21 protein-coding genes are annotated in these 21,796 nt (G+C 38.4%); 11 read left to right on the forward strand and 10 right to left on the reverse strand.

The genetic code is table 11. The features are described from left to right. Positions 1-149: 149 nt before the first annotated feature. The 7 genes from rpmB to mutM all read left to right on the forward strand — a co-directional run bounded on the left by rpmB (position 150) and on the right by mutM (position 6,140). Positions 150-386 carry a 50S ribosomal protein L28 gene (rpmB, locus tag Xsto_RS06920; RefSeq protein WP_045967846.1) on the forward strand — a complete coding sequence of 79 codons (237 nt, stop codon included), beginning with the start codon at positions 150-152 and terminating at the stop codon, positions 384-386. 11 nt (positions 387-397) lie between these two features. Next, positions 398-565: a 50S ribosomal protein L33 gene (rpmG, locus tag Xsto_RS06925; protein WP_010847629.1), complete on the forward strand. Its 168-nt coding sequence runs from the start codon at positions 398-400 to the stop codon at positions 563-565. Positions 566-728: 163 nt separating this feature from the next. Beyond that, complete coding sequence (locus Xsto_RS06930; protein ID WP_099124529.1) at positions 729-1,841, forward strand: glycosyltransferase family 4 protein; 1,113 nt, start codon at positions 729-731, stop codon at positions 1,839-1,841. Between the two features lie 153 nt (positions 1,842-1,994). Beyond that, positions 1,995-2,993 (forward strand): glycosyltransferase family 9 protein, encoded by a 999-nt coding sequence (locus Xsto_RS06935; RefSeq protein ID WP_099124530.1) that lies wholly within the window; start codon positions 1,995-1,997, stop codon positions 2,991-2,993. 8 nt (positions 2,994-3,001) lie between these two features. Then, complete coding sequence (locus Xsto_RS06940; RefSeq protein WP_099124532.1) at positions 3,002-4,105, forward strand: glycosyltransferase family 4 protein; 1,104 nt, start codon at positions 3,002-3,004, stop codon at positions 4,103-4,105. Beyond that, the gene (locus Xsto_RS06945; protein ID WP_099124533.1) at positions 4,105-5,280 is read left to right on the forward strand and encodes a glycosyltransferase family 4 protein; all 1,176 of its coding nucleotides are present in this window, start codon (positions 4,105-4,107) and stop codon (positions 5,278-5,280) included. The genes Xsto_RS06940 and Xsto_RS06945 overlap by 1 nt, the downstream gene beginning before the upstream one ends. A gap of 50 nt (positions 5,281-5,330) precedes the next feature. Beyond that, positions 5,331-6,140: a bifunctional DNA-formamidopyrimidine glycosylase/DNA-(apurinic or apyrimidinic site) lyase gene (mutM, locus tag Xsto_RS06950; RefSeq protein WP_099124535.1), complete on the forward strand. Its 810-nt coding sequence runs from the start codon at positions 5,331-5,333 to the stop codon at positions 6,138-6,140. A gap of 45 nt (positions 6,141-6,185) precedes the next feature. Here the strand turns inward: mutM and coaD are convergent, their stop codons facing one another. The 6 genes from coaD to rfaQ all read right to left on the reverse strand — a co-directional run bounded on the left by coaD (position 6,186) and on the right by rfaQ (position 12,117). Then, positions 6,186-6,668, reverse strand: coding sequence for a pantetheine-phosphate adenylyltransferase (gene coaD / locus Xsto_RS06955; protein WP_099110019.1), 483 nt, complete (start codon positions 6,666-6,668; stop codon positions 6,186-6,188). Continuing rightward, positions 6,665-7,441 (reverse strand): glycosyltransferase family 2 protein, encoded by a 777-nt coding sequence (locus Xsto_RS06960; protein WP_099124536.1) that lies wholly within the window; start codon positions 7,439-7,441, stop codon positions 6,665-6,667. Before Xsto_RS06960 ends, coaD begins: the two co-directional genes overlap by 4 nt. Continuing rightward, the gene (gene waaA, locus Xsto_RS06965) at positions 7,441-8,718 is read right to left on the reverse strand and encodes a lipid IV(A) 3-deoxy-D-manno-octulosonic acid transferase (RefSeq protein ID WP_099124538.1); all 1,278 of its coding nucleotides are present in this window, start codon (positions 8,716-8,718) and stop codon (positions 7,441-7,443) included. Before waaA ends, Xsto_RS06960 begins: the two co-directional genes overlap by 1 nt. Before the next feature lie 104 nt (positions 8,719-8,822). Beyond that, positions 8,823-9,926 carry a glycosyltransferase gene (locus Xsto_RS06970; RefSeq protein WP_099124540.1) on the reverse strand — a complete coding sequence of 368 codons (1,104 nt, stop codon included), beginning with the start codon at positions 9,924-9,926 and terminating at the stop codon, positions 8,823-8,825. Then, entirely contained in the window at positions 9,926-11,053 is a 1,128-nt protein-coding gene (locus Xsto_RS06975; protein ID WP_099124542.1) for a glycosyltransferase family 4 protein, read from the reverse strand. The genes Xsto_RS06970 and Xsto_RS06975 overlap by 1 nt, the downstream gene beginning before the upstream one ends. Beyond that, positions 11,050-12,117: a putative lipopolysaccharide heptosyltransferase III gene (gene rfaQ / locus Xsto_RS06980; RefSeq protein ID WP_099124544.1), complete on the reverse strand. Its 1,068-nt coding sequence runs from the start codon at positions 12,115-12,117 to the stop codon at positions 11,050-11,052. The genes Xsto_RS06975 and rfaQ overlap by 4 nt, the downstream gene beginning before the upstream one ends. A 146-nt stretch (positions 12,118-12,263) precedes the next feature. On the opposite strand from rfaQ, the gene Xsto_RS06985 reads away from it, so the two are divergent. From Xsto_RS06985 to Xsto_RS06995, 3 genes are all read left to right on the forward strand, one after another. Continuing rightward, complete coding sequence (locus Xsto_RS06985; RefSeq protein WP_099124546.1) at positions 12,264-13,226, forward strand: polysaccharide deacetylase family protein; 963 nt, start codon at positions 12,264-12,266, stop codon at positions 13,224-13,226. Positions 13,227-13,363: 137 nt separating this feature from the next. Next, positions 13,364-14,908, forward strand: coding sequence for a phosphoethanolamine transferase (locus tag Xsto_RS06990; RefSeq protein ID WP_169926602.1), 1,545 nt, complete (start codon positions 13,364-13,366; stop codon positions 14,906-14,908). 183 nt (positions 14,909-15,091) lie between these two features. Further along, a complete protein-coding gene (locus Xsto_RS06995) occupies positions 15,092-16,198 on the forward strand; it encodes a glycosyltransferase family 9 protein (RefSeq protein WP_099124603.1) in 1,107 nt (368 codons plus the stop codon). Positions 16,199-16,345: 147 nt separating this feature from the next. On the opposite strand, the gene Xsto_RS07000 is transcribed toward Xsto_RS06995, so the two are convergent. Next, positions 16,346-17,290: a glycosyltransferase family 8 protein gene (locus Xsto_RS07000; protein WP_099124550.1), complete on the reverse strand. Its 945-nt coding sequence runs from the start codon at positions 17,288-17,290 to the stop codon at positions 16,346-16,348. A 153-nt stretch (positions 17,291-17,443) separates the two neighbouring features. Here Xsto_RS07000 and Xsto_RS07005 point away from each other — a divergent pair, with 153 nt between their 5' ends. Continuing rightward, complete coding sequence (locus tag Xsto_RS07005; protein WP_099124551.1) at positions 17,444-18,619, forward strand: glycosyltransferase; 1,176 nt, start codon at positions 17,444-17,446, stop codon at positions 18,617-18,619. On the opposite strand, the gene rfaC is transcribed toward Xsto_RS07005, so the two are convergent. Genes rfaC through rfaD form a run of 3 tightly spaced genes read right to left on the reverse strand, consistent with a single transcriptional unit; the run spans position 18,605 to position 21,576 of the window. Beyond that, positions 18,605-19,576 (reverse strand): lipopolysaccharide heptosyltransferase RfaC, encoded by a 972-nt coding sequence (gene rfaC, locus Xsto_RS07010; RefSeq protein ID WP_099124553.1) that lies wholly within the window; start codon positions 19,574-19,576, stop codon positions 18,605-18,607. The genes Xsto_RS07005 and rfaC overlap by 15 nt on opposite strands. Continuing rightward, entirely contained in the window at positions 19,576-20,628 is a 1,053-nt protein-coding gene (rfaF, locus tag Xsto_RS07015; RefSeq protein WP_099124555.1) for an ADP-heptose--LPS heptosyltransferase RfaF, read from the reverse strand. Before rfaF ends, rfaC begins: the two co-directional genes overlap by 1 nt. 9 nt (positions 20,629-20,637) lie before the next feature. Next, positions 20,638-21,576 carry an ADP-glyceromanno-heptose 6-epimerase gene (rfaD, locus tag Xsto_RS07020; RefSeq protein WP_099124557.1) on the reverse strand — a complete coding sequence of 313 codons (939 nt, stop codon included), beginning with the start codon at positions 21,574-21,576 and terminating at the stop codon, positions 20,638-20,640. Between the last annotated feature and the right edge of the window lie 220 nt (positions 21,577-21,796).

Consider the following 21,796-nt stretch of genomic DNA (forward strand, 5'->3'; position numbering starts at 1 on the left):
TCTCAGTGAGTTTTTTGCTGAGAGATTGTGAGTCTTTTCAGCAACGTTTTTTATCAGTAAAGAAAATTTGCTGAGATGGGCTCCTAAGCCTGACGAGGCGGCCATACCCAATACAAAGCTCGAGCTGAATTGATTTTTGGAGAATAGACATGTCCCGAGTCTGCCAAGTTACTGGCAAGCGTCCTGTGAGTGGTAACAACCGCTCTCACGCATTAAATGCGACCAAGCGTCGTTTTCTGCCTAACCTGCACTCTCACCGTTTCTGGGTTGAGTCTGAGAAGCGTTTTGTAACTCTGCGTGTAACTGCTAAAGGTATGCGTGTGATCGACAAAAAGGGTATCGATACAGTTCTTGCTGAACTGCGTGCCCGCGGTGAGAAATACTAAGGAGCTGAAAAATGGCTAAAGGTATTCGCGATAAAATTAAGCTGGTTTCTTCTGCTGGTACTGGTCACTTCTATACCACTACGAAGAACAAGCGTACTATGCCTGAAAAACTGGAAATGAAAAAGTTTGATCCAGTTGTTCGTCAGCATGTAATGTACAAAGAAGCTAAAATTAAATAATTTTAGTGGATTGAAAAAGCCCAGCAAATTGCTGGGCTTTTTTATGCCTGATGCAATTGAAACCTTCATATATTTAGACGGATACGGTTACTCGTGAACGTAAACAGTCGTTCAGTTATACTACGTTTTTTTGATATATGAATCGTCAGGCGTGACTCTGAAAATGACTAGAAAAACCTTAAATATCTTACACACAGAATCATCATGTGGTTGGGGAGGGCAGGAGATTCGTATTCTGACGGAATCTCAGGGTATGATGCGCCGTGGACATCATGTGGTTATCATTTGCTGTCCTACTTCTACACTTTATCGTGAGGCTCACCATTATGGTGTTCCTGTTGTGGCATTGCCGATTGAAAAAAAACGCTTCTCATGTTTTACAGCAATGCGTCGTTGGTTAAAGGCGGAAGGCCAACGGTTTGATGTCATTAACACCCACAGTTCGACCGATTCCTGGCTGGTAGCTGCGGCGAGTGCCACATTAAAGGGCATGCCCCCGATAGTCCGGACCCGACATGTTTCCACCAATGTTTCAACTTCCATAGCGACCCGCTGGCTTTATTTGCAGTCTAGCCGCCATATCGTGACGACTGGAGAAAAGTTGCGCCAGTCTCTGCACACAAACAATCGTTACCCTTTACCCCACATGACATCTGTCCCAACCGGCATTGATCTGACCCGTTTTCATCCTGAAAATAAACAGGATTGCCGTCAACGTATTGGAATTGCAGATAAACCGACAATTGGGATTGTGGCAACAATGCGCACTTGGAAGGGGCACCGCTATCTGTTGGATAGCTGGAAAGCACTCCATCAACGTTATCCGGAGTGGCAATTACTGTTTGTTGGCGACGGGCCACAGCGAAAAAATCTTGAACCATGGGTTAAGCAGGAAGGCCTGACGGATAGTGTTATCTTTCTTGGCAATCGGCAGGATGTACCGGACTGTTTAAACTCAATGGATATTTTTGCATTGCCTTCTTTTGGTAACGAAGGAGTACCGCAAGGTATTATGCAGGCAATGGCCTGTGGTTTACCGGTCATATCGACATCGGTTGGCGCGATTTCTGAGGCTGTGATTGATGGTGAAACTGGCTATATTATCGAGCCTAAGTGTGTCGAACAATTAACGGATCAGTTAGAATTGCTAATAAGAAATGCAGAACTACGTTTACAGATGGGAGATGCTTCACTGAAACGAGCAATATCTGAATTTGGTATGGATAATATGCTGGATAAAATGGAGTCTATATTTATTACCAGTGGCAGAAAATAGTAATTTATGCTCTTATCATTGCTTTATCAAATACAGCATGAATTATTATATTAAAGAAAAATTGATAGTTAGTTTCACCAATACATATTAAATAACCTTGACCTCGGTTCTTTTGAGTAATCTCTTTAATGGATAATTTTATAATTCATCATTATGCAGCCTAAAAATATTTTGATCATCAATATTGCACGTTTTGGTGATACATTACTCGTCACACCAGTCATTCGAGCTTTGAAACTAAGCTGGCCGGAAGCCAATATTGATGTATTGGCGCATAAAAGAACAAAAGAGATCCTTGAGAATATTGATGAAATTAATTCAATAATTGCTTTTTCAAAAACAAAAGCGAAGTGGAGAGGATGGTTTTCTCGTCATAGCTATGATTTGGCATTGGTATATAGTAATGATAAGCCATTGCTACAATATGCCAGAAGAAAAGCGAATGTTGTTGTTTGTTTTTCTGAACATTCCCGTCAAACTTTAAATGAATTATCTGTAGAAAAACCGCAGGAGCTCATGCAGGCTCAGCAGGAAAGAGCGTTATTAGCGAATGCCCTTGGTATTGAGATTCATGATTGGCGGTTGAAGTATTGTGTAAGTCCGAGTGAAGCAAAGTATGCCTACTCTTTTTTGCATCTCCACGGGCTTGAAGATAAATTAAGGATTGGCTTCCAGTTACAAAGTTTTCCAGCAAAATCTTATCGTGACTGGCCAGTAGACTCTTTTCATGAACTAGCTGAACGAATTTATTCTCATTACCCGTCAGCTTCTATTTTACTACTGGGCAGTCAGGATAGTGCTGAAGTGGCAGAACGTTTGTCTGAGCAATTAGGCGCACAAAGGTGTATATCTCTGGCTGGAAAAACGACGATGCGTCAAAATGCGGCGATTATAAGTCAACTGAGTTTATATGTTGGTGTTGATACGGGAACAACGCATTTGGCCGGAGCATTGGCGATACCAATGGTTGCTATGTACCATAGCTTTCATCCCGGTCGCTTTCTTGCTCCACAACAGCATGCAAAATTGGCTGTCATCGAGCATCCGGTGGATTATCGTCAGGCAACTCGCGAAGATCATATGTCAGATATATCGGTGGAACAGGTCTGGCAATCAGTGAAAAGCATATTGGAAGCCGAAGACAAAGGATAATAAAAACGATGAAAATAGGGTTTATTGATGTCACCGTGACGATGTCCTATGGTGGTATTCAGACCGCAGTTTGGGAGCTAGCGAAGGCGTTGACTGACGCAGGGCATGAGATCCATATTTTCGGAGGTACAGGGGATATTAAACCAGAATTGGGCAATCGACATATTCGGGTCCATACTTTCCCATTTATTCCCAGAGAACGTGTAATCAATATCGGTCGTCGTTTCCAGAGAATTGTTGAACGTTACTCGTTTGCCCGCCACGCCCGTGAAGCGGTGATTGCTGAAAATTTTGACTGGGTCATACTGACGAAACCTTTTGATTTTTTCTGGCCTAGAATGATGCCAACTCATTCCCGTACTAAGTTTTGTTATATGAGCGGGGGAACCAGCTTTTTTAAAGGTGATCGGCTGTTAGGGAAAAAAATATCAGCTTGGGCCGCCTGTAGCCATTTTAACGGTTGGCAGATTCAGCATCATTTCAAACAATTTCCAAATGTTATCTACAATGGAGTAGATATTGATAAATTTAAACCCGCTCACTCTGATGTCAGGAGCAAGCTGGGGATCCATGAAAATACGTTTTTGCTGACTTTTGCTGGCCGCTTAGTGGGCTGGAAAGGTATGAAAGTTGCTATCAAAGCAATGGCCTTGCTGCGAGATAAGGATGTTAAATTATTAATTATTGGCGCAGGTGAAGAACTAAAGCAACTTGAAAGAAAAGTTGCTGAGTTAAGATTAGAACAATCAGTGATTTTCCATCCTCCTGTTAGCCATGACCAATTACCTGAGTTTTATGCCGCAGGGGATGCTGGGATATTTCCGAGTATTGGCGATGAAGCATTCGGTATTACTATTGCAGAGGCAATGGCATGCGGACGTCCTGTTATTGCCAGTTATATCGGTGGAATACCTGAAGTGGTGGGAAATGAAAACCAGTCTGGTATTCTGGTCGCACCGGGTAGTGAGACGGCTATTGCCGGAGCCGTTAATCATCTCCTTTCTTTACCGGATAGAGGAAAAGATATGGGGAAACGTGCTCGTCAAAGAATAGAAACCCTGTATACCTGGGAGCATTCTGCAAACCGTTTATTAGACACTATAAAAAAATAATGAAGATTGCTTATATTGACCCTTACCCTGTACCTGATTTTCGAGTTGCTTCACTGCAAATTTTGCAGAATGTGGATGCTTTTGCTCGTCAGGGGCACGAGGTTTGTTTGATTACACCTGCTGGCCAAAATGATGTCGAGGAGATCCTCGGCAGAAAATTACCTTCCTCTGTTGAATTAATTGCTTTGCGTGATATGCGCCGTAGATGGTATTTTCCTGTCAACACGCAAAAATTATTTTATTTTCAGGTTTCCTGTTGGTTGCGAAAACATAAGATAGATGCCATTTTTACTCGCAATATTAAGATGGCTAATTATCTGTTGCACAAACACCCTGATATTCCTCACTTCTTTGAAAGCCATGAAATTTTTTCTCAGTCCTTTAAAGAATCTCATGGTATTAGTACTTATGTTAATAAGCGCAAATACTCTAAACTAAGAAAAATTGAGCAGCACGTTTATCAGCGTGCCAGAGCTGTTTTTGTGCTGACTTCACTACTGCGTGATGACATTTATACAGAATATTGTGTAAAAACGCCGATTATTGTTGCACCTGATGGTGTTGATCTGTTGGCAGTTGAAGAAACAAAAATGGCCTCTTCTGGTAAGCAATACCAGAAAGGAGAAACAACACAGGTATTGTATCTGGGTAGTTTGCACCGCTGGAAAGGTGTACCGACTGCCATGAAATCGATGTGTTACCTAAATAATGCGGTATTGAATATAGCTGGCGGAAATAGTGAGCAGATTGAGCAGCTAAAATTTGTAGCACAGCAGATTGGTGTCAGTGACAGAGTCAATTTTATGGGGTTTATCCATCCTAAAGATCGTTTTCAAGTCATTGCAGATAATGATATTTGCATCCTGCCATTGACAAAAACCAGCATTGGTAGCCGTTATACTTCCCCCCTTAAACTTTTTGAATATATGGCAATGGGAAAACCCGTTGTTATTTCTGATTTTCCTTCCATTCGTGATGCTGTTGATGAGAAGTCAGTGAGTTTTGCCCACAGTGAAAACGCAGAAAGTTTTGCGCAACAAATTCAATTATTAATTGATAACCCGGCTGAAATAGAGCTCAAAACGGAACACTCCCAGAGATTGGTTGAGGAGCATTTTAATTGGGATCAACGAGCAAAATTAATTATGCAGGAGATAGAGAAAAATCTTTCTTGAGTATAATCTGCTGAGATAGGTGCTGTAGAACGTTTATCCAAGGAGTAAATATGCCGGAGCTACCAGAGGTTGAAACCAGTCGCAGGGGAATTGAGCCACATTTAGCCGGAAATGTGATTCATTATGTTGAAGTACGAAACTCACGTTTGCGCTGGCCTGTTTCTGAGCAGATTATGAAGTTATCGGATAAGCGTGTCATCAGCGTGCAGCGTCGGGCAAAGTATCTGCTGATAGAATTATCTGATGGATGGATTATTGTTCATCTGGGTATGTCCGGCAGTTTGCGTATTTTGCTGCATGACTCTCCTCCGGCAAAACATGATCATATCGATTTAGTGATGGCCGATGGCAAAATTCTTCGTTATACCGACCCACGGCGATTCGGTGCCTGGCTATGGAGTCAGAGTCTGGAAGAGTGCTCTGTATTGGCTCATTTAGGCCCTGAACCTCTGTCTGATTTGTTTGATGGTGAATATCTTTATACCCTTGCCCGCAACAAGAGAACGGCAATTAAGCCCTGGATAATGGATAACAAAGTGGTTGTTGGTGTGGGTAATATTTATGCCAATGAAGCTCTGTATGTTGCTCATATTTTACCTGAACGCCCTGCGCACTCATTGACTCAGGAAGAAGCACACCTGCTGGCTGATACAATAAAGCAGATCTTGCGCCGTTCTATTGAGCAGGGAGGAACAACGCTGAAAGATTTTCTGCAATCGGATGGAAAACCAGGATATTTTGCGCAGGAATTATTTGTTTACGGTAAGAAAGGTGAGTCTTGTCCAATGTGCGGAGAAAAAATTGACAGCATAAAATTGGGACAGAGAAGCACATTTTTTTGTCGGCAATGCCAGCATTGATTGTGCTTAGGTCTGGACTAGGGGGCTCAGGTGCCCCCGGGAAGATTAATTTGCTAACTTCTTCAGCATGGCTTGTGTAACCGGTTCTGGCAAGAATGATGAAACATCGCCATCATGACGGGCAACATCTTTAATCAAGGATGATGAGACAAAGGATAAATTTTGAGAAGGTAATAAGAAGACGCTTTCCAGCTCGGACATAAAATGCCGATTCATATTGGCAAGCTGCCATTCATATTCAAAATCAGAAATTGAACGAACACCACGAATTAAAATTGTCGCCTGCTGTTTTTTCGCAAAATTGGCCATCAATTCGCTGAATCCAACGACTTCAACATTATCTAAATGAGAAGTCACTTCTGTTGCCAGCGAGACGCGTTCTTCTAGAGTGAACATAGGGTTTTTTCTGTCACTGTTGGCGATCGCCAGCAAAACATGGTCAAACATATTGGCTGCACGGGTCACAATATCGAGATGACCGTAAGTTATAGGATCAAAAGTACCGGGATAAATCGCTTTTTTTTTCATTGCCTTTGATTCTCTGCTTGGGTGAGTTCCCAGAGTGCTGCATATTTATTGAATGTATATTGAGCATTGACAACAGCTAATATTAACCCCTGTTTGCCATCAAGGAAACCTGCTCTTAGCAGCCATGTTTTAAAAAATGCGCCCAGAGTATGGCTGATAATAGAAGAATACCGGGAGGTTTTACCCTGTTCGTGGCGTTGTTTGGCCCAGTCTTTTGCATAATTAAGTTGTTTCTGCTGGAACTCCATCAGATTGCGACAAGTTAAATGGCGTAAGTCACCTTTTAATGTCACGACACGGGCACCTTGAGTATCAAGTGATTCATGAACCTGATTATCGTTATATTGATAACGTTCACGGCAATAAAGACGGGTGACTTTATCAGGATACCAGCCACTGTGCTTCATGAACCGGCTCATGAATAAGTTCAGGCGAGAGCAGGCATAGACTTTATTATCGTCAGGTGCTGCCAAAACCTGTTCAATTGAAGCCTTTAATTCCGGAGTAACCCGCTCATCGGTATCAATCATGAAAATGTAATCACCGCTGGCATAGGATTGCGCAAGTTGCCGTTGGAGGCCAAAGCCCGGCCATTGTGTATTGATGTATACCTTCGCCCCCATCTCTGTGGCTATCTGGCAGGTAGCATCGGTACTGCCAGAGTCTAGAACGATAATTTCATCCGCCCAATTCACAGATAACAGGCAATCACCAATCAAATCAGCGGCATTTTTGGCAATCATCACAACGGACAGGCGTTTTCTCGCACTCATTAATGGCTCCGTGGCGGGAGGTAGGGTTCCAGTAATTTTAACAAACGTTGCAATGCGCCCTGATTTTCATGTAGTACTTCGGCGGCGTGACGACCGTAATAAAGGCGGTAGTCTTCATCTGTCAGCAGGCTATTAACAGCACTGCTTAAAGACTGGCTATCTGTCACCGTGATAAGACCATCAGCTTTATTCAGCTTGGCGCAGATATCCTTAAAATTGAATGTATGTGGACCCATTATGACAGGGATCGCATGCGCTGCTGCTTCCAGAGGGTTATGACCACCACGCTCGATTAAGCTACCACCGACAAAAGCTAAATCAGCGATACCGTATAAGAGCATCAGCTCGCCCATCGTATCTCCGATAACAACCTGAATATTTGCATCAGGTATAGCGCCGGAACTTCTCAGTACTGACTTTAGTCCCGCTTTTTGTGTTAGTTCTTCGGCCTTAGCAAAACGTTCAGGATGGCGGGGAACTAAAATTAACAGTAAATCAGGATGCTGTTTTAATAAATTTCGATGCGCATCCAGTATAATCGTTTCTTCACCTTCATGAGTACTGGTGGCTATCCATACGGGACGGTGTGCAGCCCATTGGCGACGAAGCGTAACGGCTTTGGCTGCCAGTTCTGGTGTAACAGAAATATCGAATTTCAGACTGCCTGTGACTGCCAGTTGGGTTCGTTTTAGTCCTAATTCAATAAAACGCTCACCATCTTCCTGATTTTGTGCTGCGATGAGTGTTATTTTATTTAGAATAGTTTTGATAAAACTGTTTATTTTCTGATATCCGGTAGCGGAACGTGCTGAAAGTCTGGCATTAGCAATAACCAGTGGTATTCCTCGCTGATGCAGTTGGGTAATGAGATTAGGCCATAGTTCAGTTTCCATAATAATCACCAGCTTGGGATTGATATTATCAAGGAAGCGCCCCATAGAACCGGGCAAATCATACGGTAAATAAACGTGGTTAACATCAGCTCCCAGTGCAGAAAGTACCCTTTCCGAACCGGTTGGCGTCATCGTTGTTACAGTGATGGGCAGAAAAGGATAGTGGTGTCGTAATATCCTGACGAGAGGAATAGCAGCTAATGTTTCTCCGACTGAAACTGAATGGAGTAAGATTCCTCCCGGTTTCACCTTTTGGGCACAGAAACCATAGCGCTCACTCCAGCGCTTACGGTAAGCCGGAGATTTACGGCTGCGCAGTAGCAGGCGCAACCAGATAATAGGTTGGATAAGGTAGAGAAGTACCTGATATAAGCGAAGCAACATTCTATCAAATTCACTGAAATAGACTGCGGCTATAGTATCACATTGGATTGAAGAAAGTGTGCAAAATGCGGATGCCCTTTATACCCAAATGGCAATAGCTTGAGCTATTTTTCTATTAACGCAATGTATTGCTTTATAATATTTCTTACTTCAAATTTTTCATACATTATGTTTGAGATCTTTGGAGGCTGAGTATAAACAAGCTGCATTTTTTCCGCTAATGCGTCAGAAGTCAGTTCAGATAAATATTTTTCGAGCCCATGTGTCATGATTTCTCTGACTCCACCGGGGCAATCCGTGCTGGCTATTGGTGTATGACAAATCAATGCTTCTATTAGTACGGTGGGTAGTCCTTCACTATCAGAACTGATGATTACCGCTTTGGCATCGTGAATAATAGGCAGTGGGTTAGAATGGAATCCCGCTAAAATAACATTATCATTTAGGCCTAATTCACAAATTTTTTTCTTAATACCGTTTTCTATTTCTTCAGAACCATTTCCTACGATAAGAAGTTTGCATGGTAGTTTGGCCTTTGCAAAAGCTTCTATCAGTCTGTCTTGACGCTTTACTTCATGAAAACGACCAATATGTAGCAGATAGTTTAAGTTCTGATAAGGATTGGGTTGTAAGGACTTTTTTTCTATTTCATTGAAGTCAAATGGATTATAAATGGTGTTTATTTGTGCTGGCTGAACTCCTATGTTCTCTAACAAATCTTTACAGATTGCATGAGAGACACAGATGATTTTTTTATTCTTATAAACTTTTTTTATCTTTTCTTTTTTTGTCCAAGAAGAAAAGGTATTTTTATTGCTCAAGTATGACTTTGAAAAAACACCATGAATACAATGCCATACATTGCAATCATGCAATAGTTTTGATTTAACTACGATACGATCAGTTTTATGTAGGTTAGAAAGAACAAGAACTGGTTTACCTTTTTGCTGAAAAAGTTCCAGTAACACCTTATCCATAGCTTTAGCACGGCGATTAAGTTCATTTACCTTTCTTAACGGCCCCTTATAATGATCAAGGCTGACAATATAGTGAATACCTTCTGGTATCGTGTAAGCCAATTGGGTGTTAAGTGAAAGTAATGAGACTTGGTAACCTGATTGATGTAAACCAGTAGCCAGTCGGAGAGTCACATTTTCAGCTCCTCCCCCCGGTAATCCATCAATAACAAAAAGAATATGTTCTTTCACTATGCTAAAACTCGTTGATAAAGCTGAATCAATTGTTGTGATAAATTTTCAGGAGTTGAATTTATCACCTTCTCTCTTGCTGCCATAGACATATCTGTACCTAAAATATAGTCAGGTATACACCGGACTGCTTCCTCCAATTTGGGGAGATCCAAGGCATCACAGACAAAGCCATTTTTACCTTCGGTAATAAATTCTGCTCCACCACAGGTTGTGCTGGTGATCACCGGCAAACCACATGACATGGCTTCAAGGATGACATTCGGAAATGGATCATACAGTGTTGGCAATAATAACGTATCAGACATTTGATAAAAATGGAGGGTGTTTTTTTGTAGTCCCATAAATCGAATACGAGGATAACATCCTAACTCTTTAGCAAGTTTCTGGTACTTTTTTTGTTCTTTGTCTTTGCCTATAACCAGTAGGTAGTCACCTGTTTTTGCCACTGTTTTTATTGCAGCGGCTAAGCCTTTACGCTCAAATCCTGAACCAACGTAGACCAGACATTTTGCAGTAACAGGTATCTCGTATTGTTTACGTAATTGCTGACGGATTTGTTCATCAGCAGGAAAGAATTTCTTATTATCAATAGCATTGTATATCACGGAAATCTTGTCTTCAGATATACCAAATTCCTCAATAATTTCATTTTTAATCATCTCAGCATTGCAAATGACTTGCTTCAGTGAGTTATCTGAATACATTTCCTTTTCGGCGTTCATTATATAGCGGTGATAGCGGCTATTTAACAACCATTTTGCCTTCCATTTAGGTAAAATGCGCGATCGTTGATGTAGCCAAGATTTATGTACTCCATCACCAGCTCTATAGATATCGCAACCAGCAATTCTTTCGTGACTTTGAACTAAATCGAATTGTTCTTTTTGCCATAATTTTCGGGCAGCCTGGGCAAAACCTCGCTCGCGACTGATTCTGCCAAGCTTAACAGGGTTACATAGGTGAATATTCCAGTTGGGATTACTCTCTCCCTGCCAGGAGCGCGTAATGACATTGAGCTCAATGTTTTGATGATTTAACGCTTCTAATGCTCGAGAGACAAAACGTTCAGCCCCTCCATCCGGGCGGTATTTTTGACGGACAATAGCTAAACGAAGAGGTTTCATGAAATATATTTCCTTGCGGCTGAAATGACTGTCTCTGCTGATATCAGGTCGAGATAGCGTTCATTTGTATGAGTTTTGATATCATCAGGGTGTGGAATATTGCCATAATCACCAGCCCAAATCACTTCACCAATTGATTCCCAAGGCTTCCAGAATGTGAGTTTTGATGGTCCAAATAACGCAATACAGGGCGTTTTCAGTGCAGCAGCCATGTGCATAGGGACAGAATCTACCCCTATAAATAAATTAGCATGATCGATTAGTGCTGCAAGTTTAGGTAAGGTTAACAAACCTGCGAGAGACAGGATTTTCTCCTTCTCAGGGCAGTGGGATAAGATAGTATTGACCATCTCTAGCTCTCGATTATCTGGCCCTGAAGTAATAATAATTTTTTGTCCATCCTTCTGTAAGGCAGTTATTACTTGTGCCATTTTCTTCTCATTCCAGCATTTAAAGAACCAGCGAGAAGTAGGCTGAATTACTATATATCGCCCAGAAAATTGATGATTCAAAAGAGATGATTTTACCCACTGTAAATCTTGTTCACTATAGCTCATTGTCACCTTGGTGATGAGGGGTTTAACATTCAGTGGATTAAGAACAGAAAGATTTTGTTCTACTGTATGTAGAGATTCGTGATCATCTGTGGATATGACTTCAGTATGGCATAAACGCCATTTCCAATTTTGGCGTTTGGGGTAATCAAGTGCCAAGCGGATAGGAGCACCAGTAAAACGGGTGATAAATGCGCTTCGCCACTGATCTGCAAGGTTTATAACCAAGTCATAGCGTTGTTGCCTTAATGTTTTCAGCAATTGCCACTCATATGATAATTTTTTCCTTGTTCCTAGCTGCTTCCATTTCCTATCTATTGAAAAAATTTGCGAGATTTCTTTTAAGTTTTCCAGCATAGGCAGTGTTTCTTGATAAAGAAGGACATCAATTTTTGCCTTAGGGTAATGATGAGCCAATGTATTGATAACTGGAGTGGTCAGCAACATATCACCATGATGTTGTAGTTTTATCACCAGAATTCTTTTGATTTTATTATTTTTTCTTTCCATATATTGAGTTCTTTAGATATAAATAAAAACAGCCTTGCTGGAGTGATTTTACACTCAAGTTAGTCGCTAAGATTCTCTAATTGCGCTATGTAATTACTATGAGTACCATTAGGGCAACTATTATTATCACATTTTGGTGCATGTTGATGTCATTACCCGCTTTTATTATCACGATCGATACTGAAGGTGATGATCTATGGCAAAATCGAGATCATATCTCAACGAAAAATACTCATTACCTACCCAGATTTCAGGACTTATGTGAGCGTTTTGAATTTAAACCTGTTTGGTTAACTAATTACGAAATGGCAATGGATGATAGCTATATCGAATTTGCTAAAGATGTCATTGCCAGAAATGCAGGAGAGGTCGGTATGCATCTGCATGCCTGGAACAATCCTCCGATTATACCCCTGACTGATGATGATATGCATTATAAGCCGTACCTGATTGAGTATCCGAAAGATCAGATCAAGGCGAAAATCGAATTGATGACAAATCTGCTTGAAGAAAAACTTCAGACTAAAATGGTGAGTCATCGTGCGGGGCGCTGGGCATTTAACGAATATTATGCGCAATTGTTGGTTGAATATGGCTATCAGATAGATTGCTCTGTTACACCTAAAGTTAACTGGCGTTTTACTAAAGGTGCTCCTAATGGAAAGGGTGGAACAGATTATAGCCACTTTCCGTCTCATGCTTATTTTATGGATTTGCAGGATATTTCCAAAGAAGGGAACTCTGCTTTGTTGCAGGTACCAATGAGTGTCCAGTATAAGCACTCTCCGTTTATGACTTTTATTAAGCAGAAATACGACTCTCTCAGAGGGAAGCAACGTTCTCCATCGGTTAACTGGCTGCGCCCAAAAGGTGGTAACCTGGAACAAATGAAAACTGTTGTCCAGCAAACATTGGCATCTGGTAGTGATTATGTTGAATTTATGTTGCATTCATCGGAATTTATGCCCGGTGGCAGTCCGACATTTAAGGATGAAGAACAGATAGAACAACTTTATCAGGATTTAGAGGGATTATTTGAGTTTTTGAAGCCGTTGGCTCAGGGGATGACGTTGGGGGAGTATTATCGGTTGAAATTTTTAAAAAAATAAAATAAGGAAGTTAACATTTTATGATATCTGAGGTTCATTTATTCCTTATGTTTTAAATTTTTATTAAAAGCTATCTAAATAGAATAGAGATTTTTATGATGTCAGGTTATTTTAATAAATATATTTCATGTGTTTTTATGAAAATTAAAAAATCAAATAAAGGAAAAGTCATTCCAATTGTATTAATATTTATATTTAGTTTTTTGGTGAATTTATCTCTAGGATATTCCTTTAGACCTTTTTATTCAATTTTGTTAGCTTTTCTCCTTGTATTATTAAGTGAATTTAAATTAATTTATACGCTTGCGGTTATATTTCTAATTTCATTATCGGCTGTTTATTTTCCCATTGGTTTAATTTATGGCCCTCCCTCTTTAAATTCAATGATATCATTGTATTATACAAATAAAAATGAAAGCTTTGAATTTATTAGTGCAATACCTATTTATTATTTTACATTTAGTTTATTTGTTGTTTTTTCGGGGTGGCTATGTTTAATTTCATCATTAAAAATAGAAAATAAAATAATTTTCTATTTTTTATGTTTTTTTGTTTTTTTTGGTATATTCTTCAATCCGATTAAAACTCTTATTACAGAGAAGAGGCTTGATTTATTATCAATACGCTTTACTCCCATAAGATTTTTTTGTGAAATATATACATCTAATGTTGAAGTGAAAAAACAATATGAAGAACAAAATAGATTATTAAGTTTGGCTGATGATTGGCAACCAACAATGCAGGAAAATAAATATAATACCTATATTGTTGTTATTGGTGAGAGTGCTAGGAAAGACATGATGAATAGTTATGGTTTTTCTTTAGGAAATACACCTTTTATGAGCCATGCTAATGGAGTATTATTCAATAATTATATTTCTGCTGCATCTTCAACTGTTCAATCATTAACAAACTCTTTTTCATTAAGAGAACATGGTGAGTTAAAAATTAATAATAATATAGTATCGTTAGCGAATAAAAGTGGATACTATACTTATTGGTTATCAAACCAAGGTATGTTAGGTGAGCATGATTCAGGTGTAGGTGCGATTGGTCAAAAAGCGGACTCTTATTTTTTCTCTAATAAAGGAGAATATGGTTATGTAAAATTATCAGATGATTCATTATTACCTAAAATTGTCGATGCATTAAATGACAATAAAAATAGAAAGATAATTTTTGTTCACCTAATGGGATCTCATACTAATTTTTGTGAAAGAACAAATGGAAAATATGATAACTTTTATTTGAATAAAGATATATCATGCTATATCCAGAGTATTAAAAATACAGATAAACTGTTATCAAAGATTGTTGATGAAGCTAATAAAACTAAGAAAAAATGGTCTATGATGTATTTTTCTGATCATGGAGTTTCTTTTTATAACGGAAAATTAAAAGATCAAAAGTTAACACATGGCGATAAATATAAGCAAAATTACCAAGTTCCTTTTTTTATTACTTCTTATGATAGTAAGAGTCGAATTTATATTGATGCACTGAGAAGTGGTTTTGATTTCCTATCTATTTATTCTGAATGGATAGGTATACATGAATCTAGGATTAAAAGTGATTGTAAATATATATCTAATGATATTTGCAATAATGAAGTGAAAGTTTTTGAGTTTAATTATAAAGTAATAGATTATAATTCATTATCAGATAATAAGTTAGGTGATTAAAGTGCATTTTTTCCTGAAAAATTTACTGTGTTATATTTTTCAGGAAATTTTAAATAAATCAATATTCCTTTTGAATCTATATTTCAAAGTAAGTTATTAATCATACGTAATAGTTTTATGTATTATTGTTTTTTATGATATAATGAATTGATTTTTTTATGAAAGTTTATGAGTCAGTGTAAAATGAATAAGCGTTTAAAATATAGATTGGTGGATCTATTTCTAAAGGTATATACTAAGAAAAAAGACTTCGAATACTCTAGAGCTCAATTCAAAAAATTGGAAGAAAAAGAATTTAAAAATATAATAATTTATTCTACTACTGCGTTAGGGGATTTTTTAATGAATACTCCAGCGATTCATGCCATTAGAAAGAGGTTTAAAAATTCTTCTATTACGTTGATTTGCCATCATAATTTCAAGTCGTTTCTTGAGAATGGTACGGACTGGGATAAAGTTATAACATGGAATAATAAAGTAAATCATATTCCTAATCTCTTAAAAGATATAAAAGAAACAGGTACTCCTGATCTTGCAATAATCTTACATTCACATAGTCCATATGATTATTTGAGTGCCATAATGTCTGGTGCTAAATTTGTATTTAGGGATAATTATAATAGTGATGAATTGATTAATAAATGGTTAACTAATTATGTCGAAGATTTTAATGGGCATATTATACAAAGAAAATTAGAGTTAATAAAACCATTGGGATGTGATCTCTCATTGAAATCTAGTGTTGAAATGCATGTTCCATGTAGTATTAATTCAGTTAGAGAATATTATAAATATATAGGTTTTCAAATGGGGGCATCGTCTTATGAGCGTTGTTGGCCAGTAAAAAATTTTGTTCAGGTAGCATTGTATATTTTAAAAATTGATCATAATGCAAAAATATTATTAATAGGATCACCTAAAGATATTCATTTGCAAGAAAAATTCATGGAGTTATTGCCAAATGAGTATCATAGTAGAATTGATAATCTTATTGGGAAAACATCATTAACTGAGTTAACACAAAAAATAAGCGAACTAGACTTGCTTATTACTGGTGATACTGGGCCTATGCACATAGCTATTGCTTTAAAAATACCGACAATTAGTTTGTTTGTTACAGCTGTTCCACATGCAACAGGGCCGTATCAAGATCTAGATCTTCATAAAATTATACTTGGTTCGACGATGCCACTAAATGATAATGGCCATATCATGAGCTCTATATCTTCAGACGTAGTTATATCTGAAATTAATTATTCAGATAATAATAGATTATTAAATATTGAATAAATTTCTTCTGTATGTGATGGGAACTCTTTTATAGCATCAATTTACTGATATATATCGTCTATTATGTAGATTTATAATATATTATGCCTGATCCATAAAGTCAGGCTTTATATTATATTTATATGATAATTTTGGCTAATAAATATTCTACTTTGTTAATTTATTAAATATATATAAAATAAACCACCTAGCACTAGATATATATTTTTTCTTTCGCCATAATTTTTTCGCATAAACTCTCATTTGCCTATATTGAGTTGGTAATTCGAAAGGAATATCCTTCCATGGTGATATTGAGTAGTATTCTATATATATATCAGATTGTTCATGCCAAGATTTCCATGGTTTAGGGGTTCCTGTAAAATGTAAAAAAACTGTATCATCACCTGATAAATTTCTATCTTCATTAAATCTATTATATGCGCTTGGTAATGGAATAATTTTATCTTCCAATATAATATTTAACACGTCTTGATCTGGATATAAATACTCTCTAAGATTTATAGTTTTCATAAACTCACTTAGGATATTTCTAGATATCCATTGAGGTATGTTTATTAATAATACGCCAGAATTAAAATAGAAATTTTTATCCTTCAAATTCAGTGAGTAAATATTTTTTTTATCTATATTTTTTTGATTTACAACACCAGCTACGTTATCTCTAAAATCTATTTCTTTTAGGTTTGATATACTACTCAAGCATATTATATCTGCATCTAAATATAATACTCTATCGGTAAATTTTTGTAACAAATTAGGAATTATTAATCTATAATACATGGAGATAGGTAGGTTTTCTTTCTCTTGTAATGATTGGAATATACTGGCATCAAACCAATAAATAGTTATTAATGATTTTTCTTTATCAATGTTTTTTATTTTTTTTAAATCGTTATCTGTTATTTCAGTTGTTAATAAATGAAAATGAAAATAAATATCAGGATTGTTTTTTATAATCGATGTTATAGTTACTCCTGCGGGTCTGATAAAATTTTTATCAACACCGAATGCGATGTGGAACGGGTTTTTTATATCTTCTTTTTTCCCAATTTGTTTTTTGAGTTTTATGATTTTTTCTATTTCAATCATGAGAAGGATCCCGGAAATGTAATTTATTTATTGAAAAATTATATCATACATACTATTTTAATGAAAAAATAAATGGTAAATTATCTTGTGTAATAGCATATAAACTGTTCATGCTATTTTTTATTTGATTTATTTTTTAAGGCTAAGCTAACTATGAAAGTATCACATATTATAAATTTACAAGGGTTTGGAGGAGCTGAACGTCTTTTTATTGAGTATTTGAAAAATAGCTCTTTTGAGAACTATGTGATATGCACAAGTAATGATGTTAATAAGAATATTTTATCTGAACTTTCTAGTTCGAAAATTATTTATTCGAATAGAATTATCAATAAATTGAAGTTTAAATACCCTGCTTTTATTAGAAAATTTATACTACAAATAAAAATTGAAAGAGCAAAACCAGATTTAGTTATTGTATGGGACTTTGTTCCTAAATTATTAAAAAAGACATCGTGCCCTATTATCTACTATGATCATGGATGTTCATGGCGTTACTCTCAACATGGGAAGACTCTAGAGTTTTTTTCTATGCTTAATGGAGCGATTGCAGCCTCTCATGCGGCTTGTCGTGTAATGGAGATAAGGTTTAAACCTGTTTTTCCTATCGAAACTATAACAAATCGATTATCTATCGCAATTGAAAAAAAAACAAAGGATTTCATTAAAAATAGTGTTGTGATTGGTACTGCATCCAGGCTAGTGAGCTTAAAAGGTATTAGTGTTTCTATATTAGTAGTAAACGAATTAATAAGGAAAAATATCAATACACAATTACTTATTGCTGGTGATGGAGAAATAAAAAATGATTTAGAGGAGTTAGTACATAAATTAGGAATAGAAAAGCATGTTAAATTTATTGGATATCAGGCTGATATGAGTAAATTTTATAAAAAAATTGATATATATATGAGTTCTCCTATTACAGAACCATTTGGTCTATCATGCATTGAAGCATTAAGTAATGCTGTACCAGTGATTTTCCCGTTAGTAGACGGTCAACCAGAAGCGGTTAAAGACGGATATTGTGGCATAGGTCTAAAACCTACCATTTCTATCGAAGAACATAAAAAACTCACTGGCATTGATATAAATTTTCCTCACCAAGTGTATGATCCTATTAATGATCAATTAACAGAGCCTAAATTGCTTTCACATATTGACTGTGCCAATGCAATTGAACGTTTACTCAAAGATCCATCGTTATATGAATCAATGAGCAGAAACGCTGTTGAGTGGTCTAAAGAAAGCATGAATTATGAAAAGTTCTTACATGAATTTGAAGATGCTTTAAGTTCTTTTGCGAAACCAGCTTTACCCCGAAAGTAGCACACCCTGCAAGAACAGCATAATCTCTGATGGTTTAATACTCTTCATCGTATTATCTTTTGACTTCAGAGAATGCTGTTCTTTCCCATAGCCGCCAATCAAACCCGGGTCTGTTGGTCCGAACAGTGTAATATTCGGACGATCAAGTGCTGCGGTAAGATGACTCAATCCGGTATCAACAGAAACAACAACTTTCGCGCCGGCAATAACTCGTGCAACTTCTGCTAATGTTAGTTTTGGCAATACTTCAACATGGGAAAAACCTTCTGCCAGACGTAATGCTCGCTGGTGTTCATGCTCTGCTCCCCAAGGAAGTTTGATTTTCAGACCAGCAGGCTGAATTTCTGCAATAAGCTGCCGCCAGTGCTCTTCCGGCCAGTGTTTTTCATCACGAGTAGTTGCATGTAGGAATACAAGATAACTATTTTTACTTTCCGTTTGCTGATTCAGAAAATGGCGGGCAATAGCGTAGTCGCCAGAATCTACCGGTTTTTGATAACCCAAACTATCTGCAAACAATTCACGAATGCGTTCTACGGCATGTTGCTGCTTGCTCACTGAGTGACGCTGATCGTAGAAAAAACTGGCAAGTGGTTCACGAATGCTTTTTCTGTCATAGCCATGTTTTATGCCTTGCGACAATCGTGTCACGAAAAAAGCACTTTTTAATAGGCCCTGAGCATCAATAACTGCATCATATTGTTGTTGCTGTAACTGCTCCCTGAAACGTGCCCGTTCTTCACGGATATCTTTTCTAAACCAGTTTTTTCTCCAACGACGAATCGCAACCGGAATAACAGTTTCAACGGCACTGTGCCATGTGGGAATTTGAGCAAAGCCTTCTTCAACGACCCAGTCAAATTTAATATTCGGTATGTGCTTTTTGGCATCAGTTAATGCGGGCAAGGAATGTAACACATCACCCATTGAAGAGGTTTTTACCAGTAAAACACGCATTAACGCAGGTTCTCCGCCTGTAAGAGTTTTTCCAATGAGGACAAAACCCGCTCTGGCTGAATATCGATAAGGCTCTGATGGTAGCCACCATCACTGTCACCTTTTCTGATTTTATGGTAGCCGGTAATCAGGCGGATCACTTCCGCTTTATCTGACAGCGGAGGAGTGAAATTAGGGCTGCTTGGACCATATAGTGCCACCAGCGGACGGTTCAGGGCTGCCGCGACATGCATTAAACCAGAGTCATTGGTAACAATAGCATCACAGGCTGCGATAATATTCACCGCTTGTTCAAGGGAAGTCTTGCCTGCAAGGTTGAGGCACTGTTTGCGGGCGTCTTCACTCAAAAGTGCGCGGATATCTTCACCGGCTTCATTGTCTTTAGCGGAGCCAAATAGCAGTATCTGATAGCCCTTTTGGGTGATCAGCTGTTCGGCAAGTGTGGCGTAATGATAATGCGGCCAGCGTTTCGCTGGGCCAAATTCTGCACCGGGACAAAAACCGATAACGGGGCGATGATCGTCGATATTAAACGCGGCGGTTGATTCTGCAATATCTTGCTCACTGACAGTCAGTTGAGGCCATAACAGAGGGTGAGAAAGATTTTCCGCGCTATGTACAGTTTTCCCGTCATATGCAAGAGCGACATAGCGCTGAACCATAAGCGGAAAAGCACTTTTATTCAGAGTGCGGATATCATTCAGCAAACCATAGCGCATTTCACCACGCCAGCCTGTACGCAAAGGGATATTGGCGAAGAAAGGCACCAAAGCAGATTTAAACGAATTAGGGAGGATGTATGCGTGATCATATTTACGTTCACGCAGTGCTACCCCAAGACGGCGGCGTTCACCGATGGCAAGTGCTCCGTGCCCCAGAGGCATTGCCAGAGCTTGATTAACCTCCGGCATTTTTGCCAGTAATGGACGACACCATTCTGGCGCCATCACATCAATTTCTGCATTTGGGTATAAAGCCTTCAAGGTACGGTAGAGGCTTTGTGACATCATCATATCACCCACCCATGATGGGCCGATCACCAATATCTTCATAAAGGTCGATTAATTATCCTGATTAAGCCATTGCATATATTCGGTAACACCTTCAGCAACGGTTTTGAATGACTTGTCATAACCCGCAGCCCGAAGTTTTGTCAGATCAGCTTGAGTGAAGCTCTGATAACGGCCTTTTAATTTTTCCGGAAATTCAATGTATTCCACGGCTGGAGACTTTTCTTTATGGAACCCGGTAACAGCGTCAGCAATAGCTTGGAAAGATTCGGCACGTCCAGTTCCGCAGTTAAAAATGCCAGAAACGCTGTTTTTCCAGAACCACAGGTTCACCGCCGCAACATCACCCACATAAATAAAATCCCGGCGGAAATGCTCGCTGCCTGCAAATAATTTCGGATTCTGTCCTTGATTAATCTGGGTATTTAAATGGAAAGCGACACTGGCCATGCTGCCTTTATGCCCTTCACGCGGTCCGTAAACATTGAAATAGCGGAAACCACAAATTTGAGAGTCTGCATGTGGCAGAATATCGCGGACATACTGATCAAACAGGAATTTTGAGTAGCCATACACATTAAGAGGTTTTTCGTATTGGCGCTCTTCAATAAAATTGTCACTACGACCACCATAAGTGGCGGCAGAAGAGGCATACAGGAATGGAATCTGTCGCTCAAGACAGTAATGCAGTACATCTTTAGAGTACTGATAATTATTGTCCATCATATATTTGCCATCCCACTCTGTTGTGGAAGAGCAGGCACCTTCATGGAAAATAGCATCAATATCGCCTAGATCATCACCTGCAACGATGCTGGCAATGAAATCTTCTTTATCCATATAATCTGCGATATCCAGATCAACCAGATTGGCGAATTTTGTGCCATCTTTCAGATTATCAACAACCAGAATATCTCTGTAGCCTTCGTCATTCAGTGCCTTGACAATATTGCTGCCAATAAACCCTGCGCCGCCAGTGACAATAATCATTTGGCCCACCTCTAAATAGTCAGTTCGCTTTACTTTGGTGCGTATCATATCACTTAACCCTACTGACGACAGCTGCTGATATAGGGGAATATCCTGAAATCCTGTAACATCTCAGTTTTCAGGCCGTGATCCGCTTTACAAACTTGATATTATCTCTTTCCTCTCTGTCGTCACTGGCGATATCTATAAGTAGAATACATTGTGCATTATTACTTCATTT

The organism is Xenorhabdus stockiae, assembly GCF_002632825.1.
Classification (GTDB): Bacteria; Pseudomonadota; Gammaproteobacteria; order Enterobacterales; family Enterobacteriaceae; genus Xenorhabdus; species Xenorhabdus stockiae.

Excerpts from the sequence above, each read along its gene's own strand:
- rfaF (WP_099124555.1), bottom strand. The coding sequence starts at position 20,628 with ATGAAGATATTGGTGATCGGCCCATCATGGGTGGGTGATATGATGATG.
- rfaQ (WP_099124544.1), bottom strand. The coding sequence starts at position 12,117 with ATGGAAAGAAAAAATAATAAAATCAAAAGAATTCTGGTGATAAAACTA.
- coaD (WP_099110019.1), bottom strand. The coding sequence starts at position 6,668 with ATGAAAAAAAAAGCGATTTATCCCGGTACTTTTGATCCTATAACTTAC.
- Xsto_RS06995 (WP_099124603.1), top strand. The coding sequence starts at position 15,092 with ATGAATAAGCGTTTAAAATATAGATTGGTGGATCTATTTCTAAAGGTA.
- waaA (WP_099124538.1), bottom strand. The coding sequence starts at position 8,718 with ATGTTGCTTCGCTTATATCAGGTACTTCTCTACCTTATCCAACCTATT.
- Xsto_RS06975 (WP_099124542.1), bottom strand. The coding sequence starts at position 11,053 with ATGAAACCTCTTCGTTTAGCTATTGTCCGTCAAAAATACCGCCCGGAT.
- rpmG (WP_010847629.1), top strand. The coding sequence starts at position 398 with ATGGCTAAAGGTATTCGCGATAAAATTAAGCTGGTTTCTTCTGCTGGT.
- Xsto_RS06990 (WP_169926602.1), top strand. The coding sequence starts at position 13,364 with ATGAAAATTAAAAAATCAAATAAAGGAAAAGTCATTCCAATTGTATTA.
- Xsto_RS06940 (WP_099124532.1), top strand. The coding sequence starts at position 3,002 with ATGAAAATAGGGTTTATTGATGTCACCGTGACGATGTCCTATGGTGGT.
- Xsto_RS06930 (WP_099124529.1), top strand. The coding sequence starts at position 729 with ATGACTAGAAAAACCTTAAATATCTTACACACAGAATCATCATGTGGT.
- rpmB (WP_045967846.1), top strand. The coding sequence starts at position 150 with ATGTCCCGAGTCTGCCAAGTTACTGGCAAGCGTCCTGTGAGTGGTAAC.
- rfaD (WP_099124557.1), bottom strand. The coding sequence starts at position 21,576 with ATGATTATTGTCACTGGCGGCGCAGGGTTTATTGGCAGCAATATTGTC.
- Xsto_RS06985 (WP_099124546.1), top strand. The coding sequence starts at position 12,264 with ATGTCATTACCCGCTTTTATTATCACGATCGATACTGAAGGTGATGAT.
- Xsto_RS06935 (WP_099124530.1), top strand. The coding sequence starts at position 1,995 with ATGCAGCCTAAAAATATTTTGATCATCAATATTGCACGTTTTGGTGAT.
- mutM (WP_099124535.1), top strand. The coding sequence starts at position 5,331 with ATGCCGGAGCTACCAGAGGTTGAAACCAGTCGCAGGGGAATTGAGCCA.
- rfaC (WP_099124553.1), bottom strand. The coding sequence starts at position 19,576 with ATGCGTGTTTTACTGGTAAAAACCTCTTCAATGGGTGATGTGTTACAT.
- Xsto_RS06945 (WP_099124533.1), top strand. The coding sequence starts at position 4,105 with ATGAAGATTGCTTATATTGACCCTTACCCTGTACCTGATTTTCGAGTT.
- Xsto_RS07000 (WP_099124550.1), bottom strand. The coding sequence starts at position 17,290 with ATGATTGAAATAGAAAAAATCATAAAACTCAAAAAACAAATTGGGAAA.
- Xsto_RS07005 (WP_099124551.1), top strand. The coding sequence starts at position 17,444 with ATGAAAGTATCACATATTATAAATTTACAAGGGTTTGGAGGAGCTGAA.
- Xsto_RS06960 (WP_099124536.1), bottom strand. The coding sequence starts at position 7,441 with ATGAGTGCGAGAAAACGCCTGTCCGTTGTGATGATTGCCAAAAATGCC.